Genomic DNA, 25,767 nt, shown 5'->3' with positions numbered 1-25,767 from the left:
ATATGGCGCAAAGGTAGTATTTTTAAAGAGAAAAAAAACTTAAAATAGCCGGGCTTCGATATGGCTGCAGGCGTTATATAACACAAATTCATTATCTTCATGAAAATTTAATAGGGTTGGAAATCCCTGCTTCCGGACCCCAGATGCTTTACTTTTCAAAACCCAAAAACATGAAAAAACTACTTTTCGTACTGCTTTTCATATGTCCGTCGGCGGTTTTTCCGCAGCATTTCGACAGGGCTTGGGAAAAGATCGTCAGGCTCGAGGAACAGGACAGGATCAGGTCGGCTTCAGAGGCGGTCGACCGAATTTCCGTCAAAGCGACTTCTCAGAAAAATGAGGCTCAAATCATCAAATGCTTCTTTTACCAGTCAAAATACATGCTCAGGCTGGACGAAAACGCGCAATCAAAAATCATCACTTCACTCCACACGCACATCGCCCGGCTCTCCCCTCCCTCAAAAGCGCTGCTCCAGATGGTGTACGCAAAATGCCTCGACAAGTACCTGAGGAGAAACAACTACAGGATTTACGGGCGCGACGCTGTCAGCGGGGAACCGGATTTCCTGACCTGGAGCACTGCAGATTTCACAAGGGAAATCAAACAGGCTTTTGAAAAATCAATTGCAGACAAAACGGTTTTAAATGCGACGCCGTTGCTGGCATATGAGGCTGTTTTCGACTTCATTTCGGTTGAACAGTCCAGGCGCGAAACACTGTATGACTACCTGCTGAAAGAATACATTGAATTCCTCTCGGCTGGCGTATTTATCGCTTCCACAGATACGCAGACAGGCCGCCTGCTTTTTACGGATACCGCCGGATTTCTGGCCGCTGATTTTTCAAAGGTGACCACGACAGACGCGCTAACCCTATTAGATCAAATGAAGGCGCTTGAAGATCATGGCGCTTCCGCAGAAAAACAACTGTACCGCATTACGCTCCTGGGCATGCACAGTCCGCGCGACAATGACTACCTCAGGGCTTTGGAACGTCTTGAAAAAATAAGCACTGACACGTCACTGACCCAACAGATCCAACTTTTAAAGGCCTATTATTTCCAAGAGAAAGCATCGAAACAGACCGCAGCGGATTACCTCATCAAATCTGCCAAAACCTGCGACAGCATCCTGGCAGTCAAAAACAGGTCGAACGCCTGGCGGTCTGCGCTGGCGTTACAATCCTCAATCCGGTCGCGGATGCTGACCGTAACACTTGAAAAATTCATTTACCCTGACCAGAACGCGCGCGCATTTGTCAATTTCAAAAACGTCAGCCACATCTCGGTGTCCTACCACAAAATCGACCACACCACCGCAAAAAAATTATCATCTGCAAAAAACCGGGACAGCCTTATTGCGAGAATCAGGAAGACCGCGCCCATTGCCGCGCGCGATTATGCCCTGCCCGACAAACACGATCATTTCGACTACACCACGGAACTGCTGCTGCCAAAAATCAGCAAAGGCATCTATCTCGCCTACTTTGAAAGTGACGGCAATAGCGATAACAATAAAGCTTTCGATGCGGATGTTGTCGTGGCTACCGACCTCAGCGCGGGCTATTCCACACATCAAAAAACGACCTTGTACCAGATAAAAAACCGACGAACCGGACAGCCGGTAGAAGGCGCCGTCGTAAATCATGATGGCGTTTCGGTAAAAACCGACAGGAACGGTTATGCTGCTGTAGGAACATCGGATACCTACCAGCCCAGCGTTCAATTTTCAATACAGGGCGATACCCTCCCGATTTACCGCTATCCTTATACGGGTTATGACACCTACGAGGCCTACACCGGCGTTGCTGCCGAAGATGAGGAATATGAATTTGAGACACAGCTAAACATTTACACTGACAGGGCCATATACCGCCCCGGACAGACCGTTTTCTATAAAGCGATTGCCATTACCCAACTGGACCAACGGACCAGCGCCGTCGGCTTTACCAGTTTTAGTGTTACCATAACTGACCCGCAAGGCGATGTCCTAAAGCAATTCGATGTGCGTACCAATGGATTCGGATCTCTTTCAGGTGAATTTACTATCCCTGAAAACACGCTTACCGGCGCATTTGCGATTGTCATCGGTCCGCCTCGAAACGCTGCTGATGATCCCGGTTACAACAAAAATAAAGGCGGACACCCCTTTTGGGATCACACTGATTTTGATGGCGAGCGTGTCAGTTTCCAGGTTGAGGAATACAGGAGGCCTCATTTTGAAGTGTCTTTCGAGCGCATCTCTGAAAACATCGGACTGGAACAGGAGGTGATTGTTCGAGGCGTATGCCATGCCTTTGACGGAAGTGCCATGACCAATTCACAGGTGAAATACACCATAGATTGCGCAAATTGTGGCATTGAAAATTCCCTTAATCATGCCGAAGGCCGGACAACCACTGATCAGGACGGTAAATTCAAAATTGATTTTACTACGCTGCCCGAGGCTAAAGCAAATGGTCAGGAAATCTTGTCTTATCAGATTCATGCCGAAATCACCGACCTGAACGGGGAGACGCAGGCGGCCAGCATGATCGTCCGGGCAGGGAAAAAATCGCTGAGAATCAACATGAAGGTCCCTGCGATGGTGGTCATGGGTGAAAAAAGCGCAATTGCCATAAACGCGACCAACCTGAATAACTATACGATCCCGGTCGATGGTACAATACAGGTGTTTTTTATAAAACCGGACAGCGACAAGTTCAAAAACAGGCTATTTCCCGTTCCGGAAATACAAGGGTTCAGCGAATCGGAATTCGGGAGGCTTTTCCCGTATGAACCATATGTCTCCGACGACAAACCGATAGGTGACGAGGCGGGAACGTTGGTGTTCTCAAAAAAAATGAATACCGCGGCGCAGCCTTTGATTGCGACCGACTTCCTGTCGGGATTCACGCCGGGCCATTACCGGCTCGTATTTTCGGCAGAAGACGCAAACCACAACACCGCCGGCAACAGCGCTTCTTTCGTTTTGAAGCAAAATGATTTGCCCATCGATCCGTCCCGGCTTCTTTCAATAGCCCAAATCAATAAGGATCCGAAAAAGGATGGATTTGTCCTGTTTCGCCTTTCCTCTCCGGTGTCCGAACTGTTTGTCAACATCGGGGGATTTTATGACAGTCAAAAATATTTTGACAATGATGTCGCGTTGCAGCAGCATCAAACCCAGGTCAAAATCCCCGTCAATACAGCGTTCAGGGACAATGTGATCATACTGTTTGAATGTGTTTTTGACAATCTGCCATACCATTTTGAGAAGAAGGTGGATCTGCCCGCAACAAGTCCTAAGATGGTCTTTACGGTAGACAGCTTTAGATCCAAAATACAACCCGGAATGACGGAGAACTGGACTTTCACGATCAAAGCCGGTGATGATCCCGGTCAGTCGGAAATCCTGGCGACCATGTTTGACCGTTCGCTTGATGCCTTCCGCCGCAGCGACTGGAATTCTTTTGACTTTGGTGAAGACCAGAATGAAGCCTCGGAAATGTTCCAGCTTGGATTTGCAACCGAGTTTTTCAGTTTGAGGAATCTCAACGATTACATGCCACGGTTCGGCAACAAGCCGGAAAAAACTGACCTGATTTGGTTTGGGTTCGATATCAACAATGACAAACCCGACCCGTCGCTATACCGTGCTCAAATCACAAAAAAAGCCAAAAAGCCTAAAGGAGTTACGTGGATACGCGGCACAGTAACAGACCAGAATTATCCTTTGCCGGGGGTAAAAGTTACTGTAAAAGGCACTATCCGCAGCACGCAAACTGATCTGGAGGGCTACTATGAAATAGAAGCTGCGCCCGGGGAATCACTCGAATTTGATCTTGCCGGCTTTACACCGCAGGCCGTCGTGGCCGAAGCTCCCGAAATCAATATAACACTGCATACTACGGAACTTGATACCGTTGAAATCAACACCGGTTACCGCGCCATTACCAAACGAGGCAATGCGTCAGCGATTGCAGTATTGGAGGAACGAGCCAATGCATCGGTGCTGCAGCATCTGCAGGGGCGTGTATCGGGTCTCAACGTGACCTCCGGAAGCGGACAGCCTGGGTCTGACACAGAGATTATCCTGCGTGGCACAGGCTCGATTGACGGATCGGAACCTTTGTTTATAGTTGATGGTGTTGCCATTGATGAAAAGGGTTTCCGGAGTCTGAACCAGAACGACATTGATTCCATCACGGTACTTAAGGATGCCGCCGCGACTGCCCTCTACGGAAACCGGGGAAGCCGCGGCGTGATCGTCATTACGACTAAAAATAATATTGCCGTCGTAAAACAGGTTACTGCGCGCAAAAACCTGAAAGAAACGGCTTTCTTCTTCCCCCACCTGACTACTGGCCCTGATGGAAAACTAACCCTCCGTTTCACGGCCCCCGAAGCGCTTACGGAATGGCGGTTCAGGATGCTGGCGCACAACAGGGACGGCGTCACAGGGCAGTTTGAGGAGAACATCACCACCCAGAAAGAGCTGATGATTACACCCAACTTTCCGAGATTTTTCAGGGAGAAAGACACCGTGGAAGTCGTTGCGAGGATTACCAATCTCAGCAACACACCCAAATCCGGACTTGCGATACTAATGCTGTATGATGCGTCAACGATGAAATCCATTGATGCGATAGCCGAGAATACGGAAAGCGGCCGGAATTTCACCGTGACCCCGATGGCCGACACAGCCGTGAGGTGGAAGATAACGGTGCCTTCAGGGATCCAGTCCTTGCAATATAAGGTGGTCGCAAAAGCCGGCGATTTTTCTGACGGCGAAGAGAATGCGATTGCGGTGCTGCCCAACGCGATTCTCGTAACCGAATCGTTGCCGCTGTGGGTCAGGGAAAACTCGGCCAGAACCTATACGCTCGGAAATCTCAAAAACTACTTTTCCGGTGCGGCGCGTCAGCACAGCCTTACGGTGGAATACACTTCCAATCCGGCGTGGCTGGCCATACAATCGCTGCCGTACCTGATGGAATACGAACACGATTGTGCAGAGCAGGCCTTTTCGAGATATTATGCCAATGCCATCGCAGCGAAAATCATTTCGGATAATCCGAAGATTGCGGCCGTATTTGAAAGCTGGAAAGCCACGGCAAAAACCACTCCGATGCCCGGGAAAAATGACGCACTGAAGTCCATCGCATTGTCCGAAACTCCGTGGGGAGCCGACGGGATATCAGAAACCGACCGCAATAGACGACCCTCCGCCCTTTTTGACTTACGGAGGCTCCAGAGCGCGCTGTCCGAAACCGTACGTACACTTTCGGAAAAGCAGAAACCGTCGGGTGGATTCGGGTGGTTTGACGGCAGTCCGGAAGACGATTACATCACACGCCACATCCTGAGCGGATTGGGCCATTTGCGAAAGCTGGGCGTTCAAAATCCCGAAACAGAAGCGATTATTGATAAGGCCATTAAGTATTCGGACGCCGCTTTCCTGAAAAATCCTGCTTATGCCGAATCCGGAATCGGTTTCAGGCAGCACGCCTGTCATGACGGGCTGCATTACCTGTACATGCGCAGTTTTTTCCTCAAAGACCATCCGTTGCCGGGCGAATACAGGAAGCGAATCGCTTTACATCTTAAAAGCGTCGCCGGCAGCTGGCAGGAATACTCCATATACGAAAAAGGGCTCGCCGCCCTGGTGTTGTTTCGTTTTGAGGAAAAAGCCGATGCCCTGCGGATTCTCGCTTCGTTAAAAGAAACGGCTTCCAACAATACGGATTGGGGCATGTACTGGATTGAAAACAAACCCGGATGGAACTGGTACCAGTCTCCGGTTGAAACACAGGCGCTGCTGATCGAAGCCTTCACTGAAATCAGCGACGACACCAAATCTGCGGATGCGATGAAAGTATGGCTGCTCAAAAACAAACAGCGCAGCAATTGGCCATCAACCAAATCAACTACCGAAGCCATTTACGCGCTTTTAATGCATGGCAGTGACTGGACGGACATTAAAGATAATACCGTGTTTACCATCGGGGATGAAAAAATCGCCAGTGAAGAACTTTCGGAAAATGAAAAAGAAGCCGAAACCGGTTACATAAAAAGGACCTGGAAACCCGAGGAAATCAGTAAGAATATGGCCACATTGGCTGTAGAAAATAACTCGAAAGTTCCGGGTTTCGGCGGTTTTTACCGGCAGTATCTGGAAGATATTGACCAAATCAAGGCCAGTGATTCGCCACTTTCCGTGATCAAAACCATGTACCTGAACCAAAGCGGGAAAGACCTGCAAAAAATAACCTCGCAAAATCCGCTTAAGGTGGGCGAATTAGTGACCATACGCCTGGTAGTAACCGCAAATGAAGATGTCGAATACATTCATCTGAAGGACCTGCGTGCGTCCTGTTTCGAACCCGTAGATGTGCTTTCGGGATACGAATGGAAAGACGGCGTCGGTTTTTACAAAAGCACCAAAGATACCGCTACGCATTTCTTCTTTGCCAAAATGCTGAAAGGTACTTATGTATTCCAATATGATGTCAGGGTAAATAATGCCGGTGACTTTGCTACCGGCATCGCTACCGTTGAGAGTTTGTACGCCCCTGAATTTTCGTCTCATTCCACCGGGATCCGGATTGGCATCCTGCGTGAAAATTAAGATGCGAAAATTCTTCCTGTCAACACCATATCCATATATTTGCCAAAAAAAATAAGACATGGCAAAAAAATACTTACGCGGCATTGCGCTGTTTGCAGGCAGCATGGCGTTTGCGCAAAACGCCCCCCAGGTCCATTTAAACCTCGATGCGCCTGCCAGCGTATGCACTCCGGAAACCTGCGTCACGCTTTCTGCGTCGCTGCTGAATCTGAAACAAACGACTGGTTATGATGTGGCGCAGATTGCTGCGCAGAGCCCATACCCATTTACCGGCGGCACGGTAATTGACGCATTGAACGATGACGTCTACAGTCCCGCTTTCCCTTTGGGATTCAACTTTTGCTTTTACAACGACAGTTACAGTACCGTTTATGTCGGTACAAATGGCGTTATTAGCTTTAACCCTCCAGTTCAGGGGAATTTTTGTGAATGGAATTTCAACAGCCCGATTCCCAGCACCTCTTTCCCAATAAAAAACGCGATTTACGGTGTGTATCAGGATACTGACATACGTACAACAGGAAATGATGCCGGTACGGTAGTCGATCCTGACGTCCAGAATGTCAATTATTATACCGGCGGTGAAGCCCCGAACCGGTACCTCGTAGTCAACTTTAATGAGTTGCCACAATTCCAATGTGGTGCGGCGGACTTGCAGACAAGCCAGGTAATACTGTATGAATCATCAAACATCATCGACGTATACGTCAAGAAAAGAACTGCCTGCGACTCATGGAACGGCGGCCGCGGCCTGATCGGGTTACAGAATATGGACGGCACGCTCGCGGCTTTCCCTCCGAACAGGAATACCGGGCCATGGGAGACAGCAAATGAGGCGTGGCGTTTCAGCCCCAACGGAATTGAGGTCGACACACCGGTTTATGAGTGGAAAAAGAATGGTGTGCTCATTGCCGATGCAAACCAGAACACACTCACCGTCTGTGAAGACAGTCCCGGGATTTATGAGGTCTCAACGGTGATCAGTGCATGCGGAAGCCTGCCTGCGACCATCTCCGCGACTGCGACCATTGCCAGTGGCATGATGCCGGTAGGCGTTCCGTCCGACTTGTTTGCTTGTTCAGACAATGGTTTTGCCTTGTTTAACCTGACGTCAAACACAGCACAGGTGCTCAATGGGATGGATCCTTTGAATTACGAAGTGCTTTTCTATCATTCTTATTCCGATGCGATGAACTATACCGGAGGCTTTATTCCCGAGGCCATGCTGAGCGCTTACATGGGGTTCGACCACGAAGTGATCTTCATGCGTGTCACGGATCTGGCATCCGGCAATGACTGTCCGGGGATTGAATCTTTTACATTGGAAATCGAACCATTTACCGTAACGCCTCAAGGCGACACAGCACAGGATTTCGAACCAGGAGATACACTGGCAGAGCTTGAAGTCGAAGGAGAAAACATTAGCTGGTGGGATGCGCCAACTGAAGGAAATGAATTGCCTGATACTACCCCGCTTGTTAATGGACTCACCTACTACGCGCAGTCAGAAAACGTAAATGGCTGCCCGAATACGGAAAACAGGATGGCCGCACAACGACTTGCTGTAACTGTAACACAGGTGGCACTGGGTACGGCGGAATTTGACAACAGCACATTCACCGTAGCACCAAACCCCGTTAAAGACATTTTACGCGTCAATTTCAGCCAAAACATAAATTCCCTTGAAGTTTACAACTTAATCGGACAGCGGGTCTTGCATGCCGCTCCGGGGACACCTCACGCACAAATCAATCTGTCCGGACTGCCGGCAGGCGGTTACCTGATGCAGATTAACGCCGGTGACAACGTAAAAACGGTTAAGCTGGTGAAGCAATAATAGGCAGTAAAGCTTAATACAATCAAGCCGTCCCATTTGGGGCGGCTTTTGTTTTTTTAATGATTTCCCGCCCTTACCATTCCCTACGCGGTCCGTTTCGGTATGCCGGATTTGGAAGTGATATTGCGACAGGGTTTGAAGGCATCGTATTGCTGCATTATTCAGACGGCAAACGATTGTTTCGCCTCTTCGCTGCGCGGGTTTCAGCGGATGGCCCCGCTTTTGGCACCATAAAAAAAACCGCTCCATTGCTGAAGCGGTTTATATCTGGCTGTGCCATTAGTTATTTCACGATCGTCATCTCATCCACAATGTGCTTGGCACCGGCGTATTTGTCGATAATCCAAAGTACATAGCGAATATCTACGTTGATAGTCCTTTGCAATTTTGGGTCGAAGATGACATCGCCGGCCATCGCTTCGATGTTTCCGTCGAATGCAATCCCGATCAATTCGCCTTTGCCGTTTAACACTGGTGAACCTGAGTTACCTCCTGTAATATCATTGTCCGTAAGGAAGTTTACCGGCATATAACCGGCCTTGTCAGCATACTGACCGAAATCTTTCTTCTTGTTTAACTCCATGAGTCGTGCCGGAAGGTCAAATTCCTCATCCCCTGCCTTGTACTTTTTGATCATACCTTCCATGGTGGTATAATTGTTGATTTTCGCGTCGTTGCGCTTGTCAGCAGGAAGGGCACGCACTTTACCGTAAGTCAGCCTCAGCGTTGAGTTGGCATCCGGATACTTGATTGGCGCCATTTTAGACACCCGCAATCCATCCACGAGGTTGCGGAACGCCGCACCGTAATCATTCTGTGCTTTGGCGATATCATCCGATTTTGCGGCAAGGTGCGTAAGCAAATCATTTGACAGCACATACAGCGGATCACCGGTTACCATCGCAGCGTTGGGCACCTCAAGAAATGCCTTCATGCGTTCTTTGGAAGAAAACATGCTAAGTTCAAAAGCGCTTGTAACGTACGTTTTAAAATCATTGTTGTTTGCCGCGCCGAGTGTATCGACCATCGGAGCGATTTTGTACCCCGCTGATTTGGTCGCATACAAATGCAATTGGGCAGCAAGTATGTCTTTTTCAGCAGGAATATACACTTCTTTGAAGAATTCGTCGATCATCAGGACCATATCGGGCTTCATCTCCGCGCGGTCCTTGGCATCGGCTTTGGCGTAAGCCTCAAACTGTTTTCCGATCCCTCTGGCAATCGTGCCGTAAGAGCTCGTACGAAGTAATTGCTGCAGGTAGTTGTCATGGCGTGCCTTTTCATTGGTCATGCCGTAATATTTATTGATGTTTGCGATGACATTGCCGTATTTTGCCTTGTTTTCAGCTTTGTTCGCCCACTTGTCGAATTTGGCTTCCTGTGCTGCCTTGGTTTTTGCCGTACCAAATTTCGAGAGCGCATCAATCATACCCTGGCGGTTCTTCCAGTAGTTTGCCGTCGAGGCGTATTTGGAAGCATACATCAACCGGATTGAGGCATCCTGATCCATGTATTTCTTCATTTGGTCCATACCGGTTTTCGCACCTTCTACCCAGGCAGGGTAAGCAAATTTTACGTTTTGCTCGATACCGCCCGCCGGCATCCAGCGGTTCGTACGTCCCGGATAACCGAGGATCATCGCGAAATCATTTTCCTGAACGCCTTTTAAGCTCACAGGCAGGTAGTGCTTTGGCTGCAGTGGTACATTTTTATCGGAGTAGTCAGCTGGATTCCCATCTTTATCAGCATATACGCGGAACATAGAGAAATCCCCTGTGTGGCGCGGCCATTCCCAGTTGTCCGTATCGCCTCCGAATTTACCCACGCTTTCCGGCGGGGTGCCTACCAGACGAACGTCTTTATAATCCTGGTATACGAAGTAATAAAACTCATTTCCCTGGAAGAAAGAACGTACCGAAACCGTGTATTTTCCGCCTTCGTTATTTTCTTTTTCGATCAGGGCGATTTCAGCGGCGATGGCTTTGTCGCGTTCTGCCTCAGTCATTTTGTCGTTCAGTTTGGACAGAATCCTTTTGGATACATCGTCCATACGCACGAAGAAACGCACAAACAGTGAGCTCGGTTTCATTTCGTCCTTGCGGGTCTTTGCCCAGAACCCATTCTTAAGGTAATTCTGCTCTGCCGTAGAAAGCTCTGCAATCGCATCGTATCCACAGTGGTGGTTTGTCAGGACCAGCCCGTCTTTTGACACAATCTCCGCGGTGCAGCCGCCATTAAATTGCACGATGGCATCTTTAAGGCTGTGGTGGTTGATGCTGTAAATCTCATCAGCGGTGAGTTGGAGTCCCATTTTCTCCATGTCGCGGTGGTTCAGTCGCTCAATGAACATCAGGAACCACATTCCTTCGTCGGCGCGCATCGGGAACGCCGACAGCGCAAGCAGAAAGAACAAAATAATTTTTTTCATTTTGGTAAATTTTGAAAAGTTAGTGACTAATAGTCTTTGTCCGGCTGTATTTGTTACAACGACCGCGAAGATACGATAAAGTTTGGGTTGGCAAATGACAATCTGATTTGTGCCCGGAGTGATTCGGGCAAACGGCCGGGCTGTGCGCTGAAGCAGTTGACGCTTCGATCCCTGTCACCGTTCGGTACACCCTGTTTTTGCGCTGTCAGAACAAGAGGATTTTGAATATGCGGTTACTTATTCAACGATTTTCCGAGCAGATACGATCCGCTTGAAATGCCCATCAGGATGTACGCATTAGCCTGGAAATCCGGATAGGCCTTCATCGCCCCGCCAAAAAAAGTCGTGAGATACACAGTCGCGTAAATCATCGTAAAAACCAGTTGCTGCAGGCGTGCCAGCGACAGTTGCCCGTTGTCATCCATGATGATGTCTACCCAGAAACGCCTGCTCGGCAATTTGGCTTTGAACGCGCTTACCGGCGTTGTCACGGTTGTCGTAGTAGCAGCGACGGATGTGGGTGCGGAAGTCACCGTACCATCATCAGCCGCAATGCTGGTTGCAGGTGACTGCTGTACAACAGTAGTGGTGGTTGCAGGTGCCGGAGCCTGCGTGCTTTGCTGCGCGCCGCTGATGGCCGAAGCAGTCACCATAACCGTGGCGGATATCCCGAGCAGGATCAGTCCCGTGTCGTTGAGCGTGACTTCGCCGGTCACTCCCCAATGCAAAGCGAAAACCGGCGCGATGATCAGGGTCCAAAGGAACAACTGCAGCCGCGAAAGACTGTATGGCGGTGCCCCCGGGTTATCCGGATGCGGGGTCTCTTTGAGAATATCAGTCATCATCCCGATCAGTGCAATGAGTACGAATGCTGCAATAGCGAGGATTACAGCGATGGTTTCGGTAGTTTGGTCAGCTTGCATAGGAAATGGTTTTGTATTGGTATCGGGATAAAACTAAAAACAAAACTTTGGCTATGTACACGTATAATTACCTGTTTTTTAACCCGATAACCATTCGAAATTTAGTACCCGGAAGTAAAATCAGGTAAATGTACGCATTGCGGAAGTGGATGGGAATCGTAAGTTTGGAATGCGATTTAATGCTGACAAAACCTTAAAACAACGTACTATGGTTAACCTTGACGTCACTGTAAAAAACGGCTTGCCACCGCTGCGACTCAGCGTCGATATCACCTGCCTGGACAATCCGGAAAACAACAGGAATTATCAAAGCGACCTGGGATTTAACACCGATTTTGATCTTGCCCCCGGGCGTTACACCTTACTGTTGCATGGCAGCAACCCTCCGGGAGGCACTACCGACGTGTCCCTGACAGGCGTCTTCATCACGGGCCCACTGCCGGGCAGCAGTTACACATCGGGCATTGCCACTTACGATGCGATATTTTATTTCGTTATTTAAAAGCCATCACCATGAAACAATATTATTTTTCCCTTTTGGTGCTCATGGGATGGTGCAGTTGCTGCGCGCAGGCACCCCTTCCTGCCGTAAATGCCAAAATCGAACACATTGCGAACACATCGGGCACGCTGCTCAAAGACCTGGACCATCTCAAAACCGGCAACTACCTCGATGCGCTGAGCAGTTTCTTCCAGATGACCACCAAGAACCTGACAGGCGCGCAAAAAAGCATCGCTTTCAACGGGACGCTTTTCGCAATCAAGGCCGAGGCCGATCCCAGCCTGCTGATCGACAGGAACTTTGCCTCGGAAACCTTTTCCCGCAATTTCCAGTTCAATTTTAACCTGAACCTCGACGAAAATTACAAATACACGGGCTTCACAGGAGGCTTTACGTATGCGGTGATCAACAAGCGCGATACGAAGATTGCGCAATTCTACAAAAGCGGCAAATACAAACAGTTGACCGACGCATACACCGCCCTCAACAACGACATCACCGCCGCGACAAACCGTTACATCGATTCTATTACGAAAATTCCGGGTATTCCTCCGACACAGATCGCTGCGCAGATTATGCAGGTCCAGCAGGGACTAGACACTTTACATCAGTATAAAAAAGCCAACAAATTCCCGCCGGGTTTCCTGCCAAAACTGAACAACACCCTTGATTCGGCCATGGTGAAAACCAGCAGGCTGCTGGCTGACGCTTATGATGACATCAGTAAAGCGGCATTGCTCACGCTTTCGGCAAAAGGGGTCGCGGATGACAAGGGGAAAATCAACAGCGGTCGGTTGGGATTGGTATTCTTACAAGGGAATCTCTTCGGCAAGCGCGCTCCGGCCGAACTCGACATCAGGACGACATTTTCTTACGGCGACACGCTGGCGGTGACCCCAATGCAACGCACCACGCTTAGAAGCACATTGGGCTTCAATTTCGTTTTACTGAAGTCAAAAACCGTCAATAAGAGCCTGTTTGAATGGAAGGTGTATGCCGAACTGGATAACGTTTTTAAAAACCTGCTTCCTGACGAGCAGAAAAATACGATATTGGCCAACAGCGACCTGCGCCTGCGCATTACTGACAACCTCTGGCTGCCGCTGACAATCAAATACGATGTGGAGAAATCGAATTTCCTGGGGTTCCTGAATATTTCCTATAATTTCGATTCGGTGTCGGGAAACAGTTCCGGGCCATAGTAGTCCCGAAAAGCTAGCGAACCGGCTGTTCATCGGTGTCAGGCGTTTCTTTATTTTCCTTACCGGCGAATTTATTTTTCCGGAGATTCATACCATAGGTATAATTGGTCGAAAGGATGACGTCGTTGCAGTCAAAATGCTTGATTACCCCATCTTTTTGCAAGGCCACAACCCAGCAGGTATTCTGGTGCATGCCGTAATCGATCAAAAAAATCGCTTGTCCGGTTCCCAGTGGGGTTTCGACGAGAATGCTTGGTTTGAGTTGATGTATCATGGTTTTTTTTTGTAAAAATACCGATGACCTCACCCTCGCTCTTTATACTATAACACGATTAGGTTACAAATTATATCCCTCATGCCCGATAGTCTGGCAATCAGGCATTCAGCATTTGCCATAGCTTGTCCTTCAATTCTGTCAGTCCCTGCTGTGCCACAGACGAAATCAGCATATACGGAATGTCGCCGAAATCCTGATCCAATTGCGTTTTCAGTTCTGACTTGAGTTCGTCATCCAGCATATCGCATTTGGAAATTACGACAATGCGTTCCTTGTCAAGCATTTCGGGGTTGTATTTGGTCAATTCGTTAACGAGGATGTCATACTCCGCCTTGATGTCGGGCGTATCCACAGGCACCAGGAAAAGCAGTGTCGAATTGCGTTCGATGTGCCTCAGGAAATAATGTCCCAGTCCTTTACCTTCGGCAGCCCCTTCAATAATCCCCGGAATATCGGCAATCACAAACGATTGGTAATCACGGTATGCCACAATCCCAAGGTTGGGTTTGAGTGTCGTAAACGGATAATCTGCAATTTTTGGCTTTGCTGAGGTCAGCACGGATAACAGTGTCGACTTTCCCGCATTCGGGAATCCAACCAAACCTACGTCGGCGAGCACCTTAAGCTCAAGCACGATGTCGGCTTCTACGGACGGCAATCCCGGTTGGGCATACCTTGGCGTCTGGTTCGTCGAGCTGCGGAAATGCCAGTTGCCCAAACCGCCTTTTCCACCCTGTACGACAATTCTTTTCTCGCCGTCCTCAGTGATTTCAAACAGGATTTCGTTTGTATCCTTATCCCGCACGACGGTACCCAGCGGCACCTCGATATATTTGTCTTCCCCATCGGCGCCCGTACTGCGGTCACTGCCGCCATCACCACCATGCCCCGCCTTGATGTGCCTCGCAAATTTTAGGTGAAACAGCGTCCAAAGCCCTTTATTACCAATGATGTAGACGTGTCCGCCACGCCCGCCATCACCGCCGTCAGGTCCGCCTTTCTCGATGAATTTCTCCCGATGCAGGTGTGTTGAGCCGCGTCCGCCCTTTCCTGAGGAGACATATATTTTTACGTAATCTACGAAATTTCCTTCTGTCATTTTTTAGTTTGGGTTTTCAGTATCCGATGGGCAGCAATTAGTCACTTTACGCTGCATGCCGTTCATCGCACACTATTTTTCTTTCCGCTCCTTCACCAGCACCTTGTCAATCTTAACGCCGTCCATATCGACCACCTCAAGCTCATAGTGGTGCCAAAACAGTCTTTCCCCTTCTTTCGGGATGTACGACAGCTCGGTCATGATTAATCCGCTGACGGTGTTCACTTCATAGTCGGTGATGAGTTCGTCCAACTCAAAGTACGTCAGGAAATCATGCAGCGGATACAAACCGTCGACCATCCATGAGCCGTCTTCCCTGGCCACCAGCTTGAAATCGTCTTTGTAAAAGTCCGAAGCATCGCCTACAAGCGCTTCAAGGATGTCGTTCAATGTGATAATGCCCTGAAACACGCCATATTCATCAGAAACGAATGCATAATGCACACCGCTTTTCTTGAAATTTTCCAACGCCTTGTAAGCCGTCGTCTGCTCCATGATGTAGGGCGGATCGGTCATGATGCGCTCGAGGTTGAAATTGTCCTCCTCAAAATGCGCGAAAATATTCTTCAGATCAGCCACCCCGACAATGTCGTCATGATTGTCACCATATACGGGATAAATTGAATGCAGCTCTTTCAGCATCAACTCCTTGACTTTCTGCTTGTCCGAATTTAACGGGAGGAACACAACCGACTTGCGGTGGGTCATCAGCGAATTCACCTTTCGGTCACCGATGTGAAACACCCGCTCCATAATATCGTGCTCGATCTCCTGCACTTCGCCGCCTTCGGTTCCCTCCTTGATGATGGCCTTGATTTCCTCCTCAGTGACTTTACCGTCAGTGGATGGCTTGATCATCAAAACCTTCAGCAGGGCCTCCGTAGAGATCGTCAGCAGCCAGATGAACGGCGCGGTAACCACCGAAATGTATTTCATGGGTATCGCAACCGATTTCGCAATTTTCTCGGGATAATTCAATCCGATGCGCTTCGGAAGCAATTCCCCGAGCACCAACGAAAAAAATGTCAGTATCACGACCACCACGCCCACGGCAATGGATTGCGCGTAAGGCTTCAGTGCAGGAAAACCGGCTACAAACGACTGCATATCGGTCGTGATCTTGTCCCCGGAAAAAATACCCGTTAAGATCCCGATCAATGTGATCCCGATTTGTACCGTCGAAAGGAATTTGTTGGGGGAATTGGCCAGGTCTAACGCGGCTTTTGCACTGTTGTTCCCTTTCTTCGCTGCGCTTTCCAGACGGCTTTTTCGTGCCGAAATCAATGCGATTTCAGACATGGAGAACACGCCGTTGAGGATAATCAGGAAGAGGATAATCAGTATTTCCATAGTGTGTTACGGCGCTGCCGTGTGTTTTTATAAACTGTCAATCACCGCGCTTAACCTTGCGGTAATCTCTGCAATTGATCCAATCCCGTCCACCGGATGGAATTTTCCTTTTGCTTTGTAGTAGTCGATCAAAGGTGCGGTTTCGTTGCCATACACCTCATACCGGTTCCGGATTGCCTTTTCATCCATATCATCGGCCCGGCCCGATGTTTTCCCACGCTCCAAAATACGCTGTACCAGCACCTCATCATCGGCTTCGAGCGCAACCGTAGCGGTAGTGGACCATCCTTTTGACTCAAGGAATTTTTCCAAAGCGTCTGCCTGCGGGATGTTCCTTGGAAATCCGTCAAACAAAAATCCGCTGGTATCGGGATGTTTTCCCACTTCATCCTCGAGCATCTTAATTGTCACCTGATCAGGCACGAGGGCGCCGCGATCGATGTAAGACTTGGCTTCAATGCCAAGCGCCGTATGGTTTTTGATGTTGTAGCGGAACAAATCGCCTGTGGAAATATGTGTTAAACGGTATTTTTCTTTAAGGAATTCAGCCTGTGTGCCCTTTCCGGCACCCGGTTTTCCGAATAAGATGATGTTGATCATTGCAGATGTAATATTGGGTTGTAAGATTTCAGTAATTAAGATTAATCCTTGAGCTGGTAGACTTCCGGAAGATTCCGTCCGAGGCCGTCATAATCGAGGCCGTAGCCGACGATAAATTTATTGGGTATACGCATGCCCACATAATCGATCTTGACGTCCTGTTTGTAAGCATCGGGCTTGAAGAACAGCGTGGCAATCTTGAAATGCGCCACGTTTTGCTTTTTAAAAAGGGCTTTCAGCTCGACCAATGTATTTCCGGTATCGACGATGTCCTCAATCACGATCACGGTTTTCCCCGTAAGGTCGCGGTTGATACCGATAAGCTGCTTTACTTCATTAGTCGATTCCATACCTTCATAGGAAGCCATCTTGATAAAATTCACTTCGCATGGCGATTTATAATGTTTCATAAAATCGGAAACGACCATAAACGCACCGTTGAGCACGCCGAAAAATATCGGCGTTTCCTCTGCAAAATCAGCTTCTACCTGCGCGGCCATCGAAGCTATTGCAAAATCGATCTCTTCTGCTGAAATGAATGGCTCGAATGTTTTATCGTGGAGTTGTAACACTTTTTTTGGTTTTGAATAAGTTGCAAATATACTCAATTCCGCTGGAAGCCAAAAAATTGGTTTGATAATACTTTTTGGGTTCGGCCTCCGGTTCGGGATCTTTGGCGCGCCTTTCTCCGGACGTCAAATCTCACCGCAATCAGCACCTGTTAAATTACCCTTAATATTTGCCACGCCGTTCCGGCAAACGAGACGATTCTTTTTAACTTGTATGCTGTAAACTAAAAATTCGTGCTATGAAAATGCGATACTTGTGCGCTGTATTTGCGTTAATGGTCCTGTCTTGCAACGGCCAGGTCAGAAAATCGGAAAAAGAGGCGCTTGCAAAAACACCGGACCACGTTGTCAAAACTGCAATAGGCGACCTTGTGCTGCCACCGCCCTATGCCACCGAATCGAAAGCCGTACGCAGTAAAATGGTCGACTGGCCCCAGGGACAAACGCCCGTTGCGCCGGAAGGATTTACGGTGACGCGTTTTGCAGACCAACTTAAAAATCCAAGAAATACTTATATAGGGCCCAATAACGACGTATTTGTAGCCGAAAGCGGTACCATGAGCAGTGCTGACCGCATCACCGTATTTCGCGACAAGGATCAAGATGGTAAATTTGAAACCCGCGAAGTGTTCATTGAAGGCCTCAACCGGCCTTACGGCATGCTGATCCTGGGCAGCTATTTCTACATCGCCAACACGGACGGGCTGTATAGGTATCCGTATACAGCAGGTGAGCTGAAACTAGCGTCCAAAGCCGAAAAAATTGTCAGCCTGCCCGCAGGTGGTTACAACAACCACTGGACAAGGAACCTCATCGCAAAGGCTGACGGGAGCAAGATTTACATCTCCGTAGGGTCGGGCAGCAATGTGGCCGAGCATGGCATCGAACACGAAACGCGACGCGCCAACATCCTCGAAGTCAATCCGGACGGCAGTGGCGAAAAAGTCTACGCGTCAGGGTTGCGTAACCCTGTCGGCATGGACTGGAATCCTGTAAACGGGCAACTCTGGACTGCAGTGAATGAGCGCGATGAGTTGGGTGACGACCTTGTTCCGGACTACGTCACCAGCGTGACCGAGAACGGTTTTTACGGCTGGCCCTACACCTATTTCGGTGACATCCCCGACCCCCGTATGAAGGGCGCTACGGCAGGACGCAACGAACGTACGCTGGTTCCTGATGTGGCCGTAGGCGCACACACCGCCACGCTGGGCATGGCATTTTATAACAAGGCCGCGTATCCCCCAAAATACCGTAACGGCATTTTTGCAGGGCAGCACGGCTCCTGGAATCGTTCGAAAATTACGGGCTACAAAGTGATATTCATCCCGTTTGAGAATGGCAGGCCCTCCGGACCGCCAAAGGATTTCCTGACCGGCTTCGTCGCCAATGCTTCTGAAGCTGAAGTATACGGTCGCCCGGTCGATGTTACGGTGATGAAAGATGGCTCCCTACTGGTCAACGACGATTCCGGGAATGTAATTTGGCGTGTCAGCGCAAACCATTAACTCCGGATAAATCAAGGCAGTTTATAAGTTCGGATTTTTCTTTCAAAAGTGTTTTTTAGCATAGTTTTAGAGAAATATATGCGTTTTGTACGCCATAAAATCCATAACTTTGAGATCGCCTTTTAAATTAAGAACAATTATGAGCAGCGCATTGACGATATTTTATACTGATGATGACCAGGACGATTTGGAGCTGTTCAGGGATGTCGTGAAGACACTTGGCCGCCCGATTGACGTGGTCATGCAGAGTAAACCGGAAGAGTTGCTCAGGGACCTTGAAAACCCGCCGCCATCACCACAGATTATTTTCCTGGATTTGAATATGCCCGGGAAAAATGGGTTTGAGGTGCTTAAAGAGCTTAAAAATCACAACCATTATAAAAATATCCCGATTGTGATTTTTTCCACTTCAAATGATGACAAGAACGTAGCCCGCAGCCACGAACTCGGGGCTAATTTCTACCTGCCCAAACTAAGTTCTTACGATGACTTCCGGAAGTCAATCGATTTTACACTGCAAATAAACTGGAATACCTTCAATCCCACACTTTCCGGTTTTAAATATCAAAATTAATCCGTACAGATGGCCAATGATCATGCGAGTGTGCAGGAAATGACCCGCGCCGACATTTTTATACAGCAGTTGCGAACACACACTGCCGATTCCCATAACCGCCTTGAGGCACTTCCCGTATCGAAGTCGGTGACCTCTCCCAACATCACCAAAGCATCCTACACACGTTACCTGCAACTGATGGGTGCCGTGATCCAACAAACCGAGTCGACGCTTTTCCCAATGTTGGCAGAGGTTATTCCTGATATTGCTGAACGACAAAAGATCCCCTGGATTGCCGCTGATCTGGACTTTCTGGGCGCTGCCCAGCAAGCGTATCCATCGCCTTTCTCCCTAGAGATTGATTCTGTCGCTTTCGCTTTTGGGATGATGTATGTTGTCGAAGGTTCTGTACTCGGCGGTCGTTACATCCTCAAAAATATCCAGCAGAACCTGGGCTATCAGGAAGAAGGCGTACGGTATTTCTCGGGTTACGGAAATAAAACCGGTGGTTTATGGAAGCAATTCCTCAACGCCCTCACCGCCTTTGAAGCGCAGCATGGTCACGGGGATGAAATTATCAGCGGTGCCGATTATGCATTCACTGCGATTTATGATCACCTGAAAAAACATTCCGGCGATGAAGATTAAGGATATTGTTAACCACGACATCGTCAACCTGACCAATTGCGAGCACGAGCCGATACACATTCCGGGCAGCATCCAGCCGCACGGCTTCATGATTGCCTTCGGAACCGACGATTTAAAAATCAATTTTTGCAGTGCCAACGTCAACGAATTCATTGGGATTTCGCATGAGCAATTGCTCGGCAAGGTGTTCCTTGATGTTTTCGGAGCGCAGGCCGATACACAGTTGAAGCGGTACCTTGGGAATTTTGCAGCTACAAAGACCTCCATTTTAAAAATTACGCTTTGCCAACGGGACTTTCAATGCACCTTGCACATCAGCGGCGAGAATTACGTGCTGGAAGCCGAACCGGATACCCACACCCTCAACGATGTTTCTGACGTGTACAACCAGACCGCGTTGTTCTTGTCGTACATGAACAATACGTCCACACTTCGGGAGCTCTGTCAGCTGATTGCACAGGGCACACGCGACATCACAGGTTATGACCGCGTCATGGTGTACCGATTTGATAAGGAATACAACGGCGAAGTTTTCGCAGAGGCCTGCGCTGACAATATCGAACCTTTCCTCGGACTGCATTATCCACACACAGACATCCCGGTGCAGGCGCGCGAACTTTACCTCAAAAACCTGCTGCGGCTCATCGTCGATATCAATTATACGCCGGTACCCATTTTTACCATTGATGAAGGAACAGACAAAAATCTAGACCTGAGCCTGTCGATTTTGCGAAGCACCTCACCGATACATGTGGAATACCTTCAGAATATGGGTGTGGGCGCTACGATGACCATTTCGCTGATTCACCGTGGAAGGCTCTGGGGATTGATCGCTTGCCACCACTATTCACCAAAAAACCTCACGCCTGAAATACGCCTTGCGGCTCAGTTGCAGGGACAATTCATTACGTCACAGATCGATGTACGCCAATCGAACGAAGAATACGACCTGGCACGCCGCACCAATATCGCGCTTGAAAAGCTCAATGCCAGCGAACTGCCGCCATTGATGGAATCTTTTAAGATCATCAGCGTAAATCCGGAATTGCTCCGGCTTTGCAACGCGGCCGGCGTGTCGCTGCTGATCAGCGGGCAGGTTTTCAAGAACGGACTGGCACCTTCGGACGAAAATGTCGTTGTGCTTTCTGAAAAGCTGCGAGCATATAGTAATGATACGACTTTTTACACCGATAAGCTGATAAACTTCGTAGGCGATTCAAAGGAGCTTTGCGAGGACATTTCAGGGGTTATCTACCATTCCTTGGGAAACAACAACAGCATTATCTGGTACCGCCCGGAAACGCTATCTGAAGTGCATTGGGCCGGAAACCCGGACAAGGCCATCATCAAGGACAGCCGTGGGCTGCATCCGCGGAATTCCTTCAACCTCTGGAAGCAAATCATCAAGTGCCGCAGTAATGAATGGCTGCAGCCGGAGTTGAATGCGGCAGCCAACTACGCACACGCACTGCAAAAGCAGATCAGTATGCTGTTGCTGAGCCGCGAGGAAGAAAAATACAGGACGCTTAATGAAACGCTAAAGGAGGCCAATGCCGAACTGGAAAACATCAACTGGATCAGCACACACGATTTGCAGGAACCTTTACGCAAAATCCAGCTGATTTCGTCCAAACTCATGTACGGGGAGCAGGAAGAAATCATTCCGCAGTATGTGATGGATTCGCTACAGCGCATGAATGTCTCTGCAGACCGCATGCAGACGCTGCTGATAGACATCCTGAAATACACCAGGATCAAAAATTCCGCGGACGGTTTTGAGTTGGTCGACCTTAACGAGATCGTCAGTGAGATTGCAGATGAGACGCGTGAGGTTTTCCATGAAAAAAACGGGAAAATTTCCGCCTCGCACCTTCCGTCAATCCATGGGGTGCCGTTCCTGATCAAACAGCTTTTTTCAAATATCATCCTCAATTCGCTGAAATATTCTGACCCGGCACGAAATCCGGAAATCATCATTTCATCTTCGCCAAATCCCGTTAAAAGCGCGGCTTCGAAAAACAAACTGTCATATGCAGTCAGTTTTAAAGATAACGGCATCGGATTTGAACAGCAGTACGCCGAGTCGATATTCAATATCTTCACAAGGCTGCATGGTGTTTCAGAGTACAAAGGCTCGGGAGTCGGTCTCGCATTATGCAGGAAAATCATGCAGACGCATGGCGGAAACATTGTGGCCACGGGAACCCCGGGTGAAGGCAGCACCTTTACGCTGTATTTTCCGGTGGATTAAATGGACGGCTTCTACGAACGCATAGCCCAAAGTACGGCGCACCGCGCAAGCCGGGAAGAAAACGCACGAATTGTCGGAATCCATCCGCCATTGTTACCTGAGCTGTTTGCCATGGCCTACAGCGTCAGCGATAAAAATCACCACAAGGCCTGCTGGGTACTGGAACTGTTCCTGGAAAATGACATACAGTTGATCAGGCCAGAGCTTGATAGTTTTTGCAGGCAACTTTCGAAGTGGAAAGCCGACGGTGCGGTGCGCTCTGTCTCGAAAATAGTGCTGATGGCGGCACAGGATCATAACCGTGAGGCGAATGATGGGCGGGGATTCCTTTCTGAACAACACATCGGCGCCTTTACTGAAAATTGTTTTGACTGGCTTATCGGTGAGGCAAAAGTCGCCTCGAAGGCTTATGCGATGCGCGCTTTACTGGCGTTAGGCAAATCTGAATCCTGGATTTACCATGATTTGAAAAGGATTCTCAGCGACGACTTCCATAAGCATTCCGCGGGCTATCAAAGCGCTGCAAGAGCTGTTTTAAAAAAGATCCGATAAAAGATTAAAATGGTACTTTAGCATAAAGCCCACGGTATGCGAGCCAAAACATCCCTTTTTCCATCGGTCATTTTCAAAAACCTTACGTTCTGGGTACTCATAGCAATTGTGGGCGGGGTACTGCTGGGGCACCTCGCACCTGAAACTGCCCGGGAAATGAAAATCGTTGGAGACACATTCATCAGTATTGTAAAAGTTTTTATCGCGCCGATTATTTTCCTGACCATCGTGCTGGGCATCGCCGGTATGGGTGATTTGCGCAAGGTGGGCCGCATTGGTTTTAAGGCGTTGCTTTATTTTGAAGTCGTGACCACGTTTGCGATCGGCATCGGTGTGGCAGCGGCACTGCTCATCAGGCCGGGGCACATCAGCCGCTCAGGGCTTGCCACCGGCGACGCTTCCGATTATACGTTAAAGGCACAACAGGCCTTCGACTGGTGGGAATTCTTTAAGACCAACCTTACATTACAGGCACTGGCGCTGGCAATCGTTGTGGGTATCGCGCTGAATTATTTCCGCCAAAGGGAGCGCGTCGTAGCGCAACTTTACAAGCTTTCCGGTTTTGTCTTCAAATTACTGAAGGTCGTCATGTGGCTCGCCCCGGCAGGTGCATTCGGCGGAATGGCTTATACGGTAGGGAAATTTGGCCTGCAGTCATTATTACCGTTGGGCAAATTGATGCTGACCATGTACCTGACCATGGCCATCTTTGTTTTTGCGATTTTAGGCAGCATTTTGCGATGCTACAAAATCCGCATTACGGACCTGATACGTTACCTGAAACCGGAGCTGCTGATCGTCCTTGGGACTTCTTCATCCGAACCCGCATTACCCAACCTGATGACCAAGCTCGAACGCCTGGGATGCAGCAAACCCGTGGTGGGACTTGTGGTCCCGACGGGCTATTCATTCAATCTCGACGGCACCTCGATATACCTTGCCATGAGTGTTATTTTCCTGGCGCAGCTGTATGACGTTCACCTTTCATTTACGCAAATACTTACGATCGTCGGACTGCTGATGGTCACCTCAAAAGGCGCAGCGGGTGTTACCGGCAGCGGATTCGTCATACTGGCGTCGACGATGACGGCAATACACAGCATCCCTCTGGAAGGACTGGGGTTTATCATCGGTATTGACAAATTCATGAGTGAGGCGCGTGCGTTGACAAACTTTGTCGGGAACGCCGTGGCTACGATTGTGATTTCGAAAAATGAAGGCGATCTTGTTAACCTCACACTACGTGACACTGAGGGTGAAATTTTCTAAAAATTGACATAATGATACTTTTATAGGGTATTGTGTAATTTTTATGCGAACTATACGCAGAACTTTACCATACCTTAAATCTATTATTATGACAATCAAAAGTACCTTGCTTTGGATCATGGCCATGGCCTGCACGATCGGATCTGCGCAGATTGGTATCGGGACGACAACGCCAGACGCTTCTTCAATTCTCGACATCCAATCTACCACGCAGGGCATGCTGCCGCCGAGAATGACCACGGCGCAACGGACCGCCATTCCGTCACCTGCAAACGCGCTCGTCGTTTTTGATACCACCGTTGGTTCGCTTTACTACTACGACTTGCCCACCACCTCCTGGATCCGGATCAATGGAGAGAAAGAAGGCCGGCTCAAATACAAGCTCATCAAATCGACCGATGTACTGTCTACGGTACTTGCCGCTGAAAAAACCGCAGGCAGCAACACGAAGTACCTGATGGATGTCAATACGCTGTATGAAATCAACGGGACAATCGTTGTAGACCTGCCCATAGAACTCAACAATTGCTACATCATCGGGCAGGATGCCGGCGAAGACAAACTTCTCAGGGCCAGTGGCGATTTATTCACGGGCGCGACAGGAGGCTCGGTAAAAATACTTACGCTCACCGCCACTACCGGAAATGTGTTTAACGTCACGGGCACAGGGTCAATCGGCTCAGGCACCCAAACGCAGAGTTTTATCGTTCGGGATTGCATTATCAATGCGTCGGCTAATGTCGGTAAACTTGAGAATTTTGCACTGGTTTTTGTCAGCATCGTACAATACATTGGCAATACAACCGGGATTGTTTACAAAGACGTAAACAAGTTGCTGCTGAGTAATGCTGCCTGGTTCGGGAACAATTCGGGCACCTATGAAACGTTGCAGGGGACATTCGGGCTCGTTCAGAAGCAAGGCGGATTCAGTGAAGTTATCGGGACCAAAATTGGACTCGATGTGTCCGCGAATCCTGTTATCAATAGTGATGCCGTGATGGATGGCGTCGTGTTTACGGGAACCCTGACCACCGGAAAATACGTTAACGGTTACAATCCGGCTGTCTATACAGGATTTAATTTCAACAACAACTGGTATGTGAACTCACCCGGGATCCCTACCGAAGGTGACGCCCAGGCGACGGGAACGGTGTACCTGAACCAGGCCGGGACGGCACAGGTTGCCACACCGCTTGGCACACAGGGGGTCAATACGAAACTCAATATTACTGCAGGACTTACCGCAAACCTTTTCCGGACGACGGCCACAACCAACAACAGGATTACTTATGTTGGAAAAAAAGGAAGGATTTTTCAGGTAAACTGTGCTGTGGCATTTGATTATGTATCCGGGACGGGAAATACCGAATATGCTTTTTTCGTGATGCGGATTCCGGCAGCGGGCGGAACAGATCCTCAGGTGGCCAGCGAAACGATTATCGACACCAATGCGGGCTACATACAGGCGTTTCCCATACAGGGTGCGGTATACCTGAATTCTGGCGATTCGGTTGAAATCTGGATCAGGCGCGTCAATGCGAACAGTCAGACATTTAAGGTGCGTACGTTCAGTATGACGATGAAATAA

Annotated in this window: 18 protein-coding genes; 11 read left to right on the top strand and 7 right to left on the bottom strand. The window is 49.0% G+C overall.

Annotated elements, in window-relative coordinates:
* The first annotated feature begins 170 nt into the window (after positions 1-170).
* Together HYN48_RS06545 and HYN48_RS06540 are read left to right on the top strand one after the other, a co-directional pair.
* Positions 171-6,608, top strand: coding sequence for an alpha-2-macroglobulin family protein (locus HYN48_RS06545; RefSeq protein ID WP_181248540.1), 6,438 nt, complete (start codon positions 171-173; stop codon positions 6,606-6,608).
* Between the two features lie 58 nt (positions 6,609-6,666).
* Positions 6,667-8,445 (top strand): T9SS type A sorting domain-containing protein, encoded by a 1,779-nt coding sequence (locus HYN48_RS06540; protein ID WP_108370345.1) that lies wholly within the window; start codon positions 6,667-6,669, stop codon positions 8,443-8,445.
* A 283-nt stretch (positions 8,446-8,728) separates the two neighbouring features.
* On the opposite strand, the gene HYN48_RS06535 is transcribed toward HYN48_RS06540, so the two are convergent.
* Both HYN48_RS06535 and HYN48_RS06530 read right to left on the bottom strand, forming a co-directional pair.
* Positions 8,729-10,873, bottom strand: coding sequence for a S46 family peptidase (locus tag HYN48_RS06535; protein WP_108370344.1), 2,145 nt, complete (start codon positions 10,871-10,873; stop codon positions 8,729-8,731).
* Between the two features lie 233 nt (positions 10,874-11,106).
* Positions 11,107-11,796, bottom strand: a complete 690-nt coding sequence (locus tag HYN48_RS06530) for a hypothetical protein (RefSeq protein WP_108370343.1) — start codon at positions 11,794-11,796, stop codon at positions 11,107-11,109.
* Positions 11,797-12,004: 208 nt separating this feature from the next.
* Here HYN48_RS06530 and HYN48_RS06525 point away from each other — a divergent pair, with 208 nt between their 5' ends.
* Both HYN48_RS06525 and HYN48_RS06520 read left to right on the top strand, forming a co-directional pair.
* Positions 12,005-12,298: a hypothetical protein gene (locus tag HYN48_RS06525; RefSeq protein WP_146171733.1), complete on the top strand. Its 294-nt coding sequence runs from the start codon at positions 12,005-12,007 to the stop codon at positions 12,296-12,298.
* Positions 12,299-12,309: 11 nt separating this feature from the next.
* Complete coding sequence (locus HYN48_RS06520; RefSeq protein WP_108370341.1) at positions 12,310-13,500, top strand: hypothetical protein; 1,191 nt, start codon at positions 12,310-12,312, stop codon at positions 13,498-13,500.
* A gap of 13 nt (positions 13,501-13,513) precedes the next feature.
* Here HYN48_RS06520 and HYN48_RS06515 read toward each other — a convergent pair whose 3' ends face one another.
* The 5 genes from HYN48_RS06515 to hpt all read right to left on the bottom strand — a co-directional run bounded on the left by HYN48_RS06515 (position 13,514) and on the right by hpt (position 17,398).
* A complete protein-coding gene (locus HYN48_RS06515; protein WP_108373438.1) occupies positions 13,514-13,774 on the bottom strand; it encodes a hypothetical protein in 261 nt (86 codons plus the stop codon).
* 100 nt (positions 13,775-13,874) lie between these two features.
* Entirely contained in the window at positions 13,875-14,876 is a 1,002-nt protein-coding gene (obgE, locus tag HYN48_RS06510) for a GTPase ObgE (protein WP_108370340.1), read from the bottom strand.
* Between the two features lie 72 nt (positions 14,877-14,948).
* The gene (locus HYN48_RS06505; protein ID WP_108370339.1) at positions 14,949-16,226 is read right to left on the bottom strand and encodes a hemolysin family protein; all 1,278 of its coding nucleotides are present in this window, start codon (positions 16,224-16,226) and stop codon (positions 14,949-14,951) included.
* Positions 16,227-16,253: 27 nt separating this feature from the next.
* On the bottom strand, positions 16,254-16,826 hold the full coding sequence (locus HYN48_RS06500) for an adenylate kinase (RefSeq protein WP_108370338.1): 573 nt from the start codon (positions 16,824-16,826) through the stop codon (positions 16,254-16,256).
* A gap of 41 nt (positions 16,827-16,867) precedes the next feature.
* Positions 16,868-17,398 carry a hypoxanthine phosphoribosyltransferase gene (gene hpt / locus HYN48_RS06495; RefSeq protein WP_108373436.1) on the bottom strand — a complete coding sequence of 177 codons (531 nt, stop codon included), beginning with the start codon at positions 17,396-17,398 and terminating at the stop codon, positions 16,868-16,870.
* A 236-nt stretch (positions 17,399-17,634) separates the two neighbouring features.
* Here hpt and HYN48_RS06490 point away from each other — a divergent pair, with 236 nt between their 5' ends.
* The 7 genes from HYN48_RS06490 (at position 17,635) to HYN48_RS06460 (ending at position 25,767) form a co-directional block, all read left to right on the top strand.
* The gene (locus tag HYN48_RS06490) at positions 17,635-18,903 is read left to right on the top strand and encodes a PQQ-dependent sugar dehydrogenase (protein WP_108370337.1); all 1,269 of its coding nucleotides are present in this window, start codon (positions 17,635-17,637) and stop codon (positions 18,901-18,903) included.
* 139 nt (positions 18,904-19,042) lie between these two features.
* Positions 19,043-19,477, top strand: coding sequence for a response regulator (locus HYN48_RS06485; protein WP_108370336.1), 435 nt, complete (start codon positions 19,043-19,045; stop codon positions 19,475-19,477).
* 9 nt (positions 19,478-19,486) lie between these two features.
* Positions 19,487-20,107 carry a biliverdin-producing heme oxygenase gene (locus tag HYN48_RS06480; RefSeq protein WP_108370335.1) on the top strand — a complete coding sequence of 207 codons (621 nt, stop codon included), beginning with the start codon at positions 19,487-19,489 and terminating at the stop codon, positions 20,105-20,107.
* A complete protein-coding gene (locus HYN48_RS06475; protein ID WP_108370334.1) occupies positions 20,097-22,358 on the top strand; it encodes an ATP-binding protein in 2,262 nt (753 codons plus the stop codon). The genes HYN48_RS06480 and HYN48_RS06475 overlap by 11 nt, the downstream gene beginning before the upstream one ends.
* Positions 22,359-22,910, top strand: a complete 552-nt coding sequence (locus HYN48_RS06470; protein WP_108370333.1) for a hypothetical protein — start codon at positions 22,359-22,361, stop codon at positions 22,908-22,910.
* Positions 22,911-22,946: 36 nt separating this feature from the next.
* Positions 22,947-24,179, top strand: coding sequence for a cation:dicarboxylate symporter family transporter (locus tag HYN48_RS06465; RefSeq protein WP_108370332.1), 1,233 nt, complete (start codon positions 22,947-22,949; stop codon positions 24,177-24,179).
* Positions 24,180-24,267: 88 nt separating this feature from the next.
* A complete protein-coding gene (locus HYN48_RS06460) occupies positions 24,268-25,767 on the top strand; it encodes a hypothetical protein (protein WP_108370331.1) in 1,500 nt (499 codons plus the stop codon).

It is taken from the genome of Flavobacterium magnum, assembly GCF_003055625.1.
Taxonomy (GTDB): Bacteria; Bacteroidota; Bacteroidia; order Flavobacteriales; family Flavobacteriaceae; genus Flavobacterium; species Flavobacterium magnum.
The sequence above is the reverse complement of the archived record's forward strand: the minus strand, read 5'-3'. Positions and strand labels throughout refer to the sequence as shown.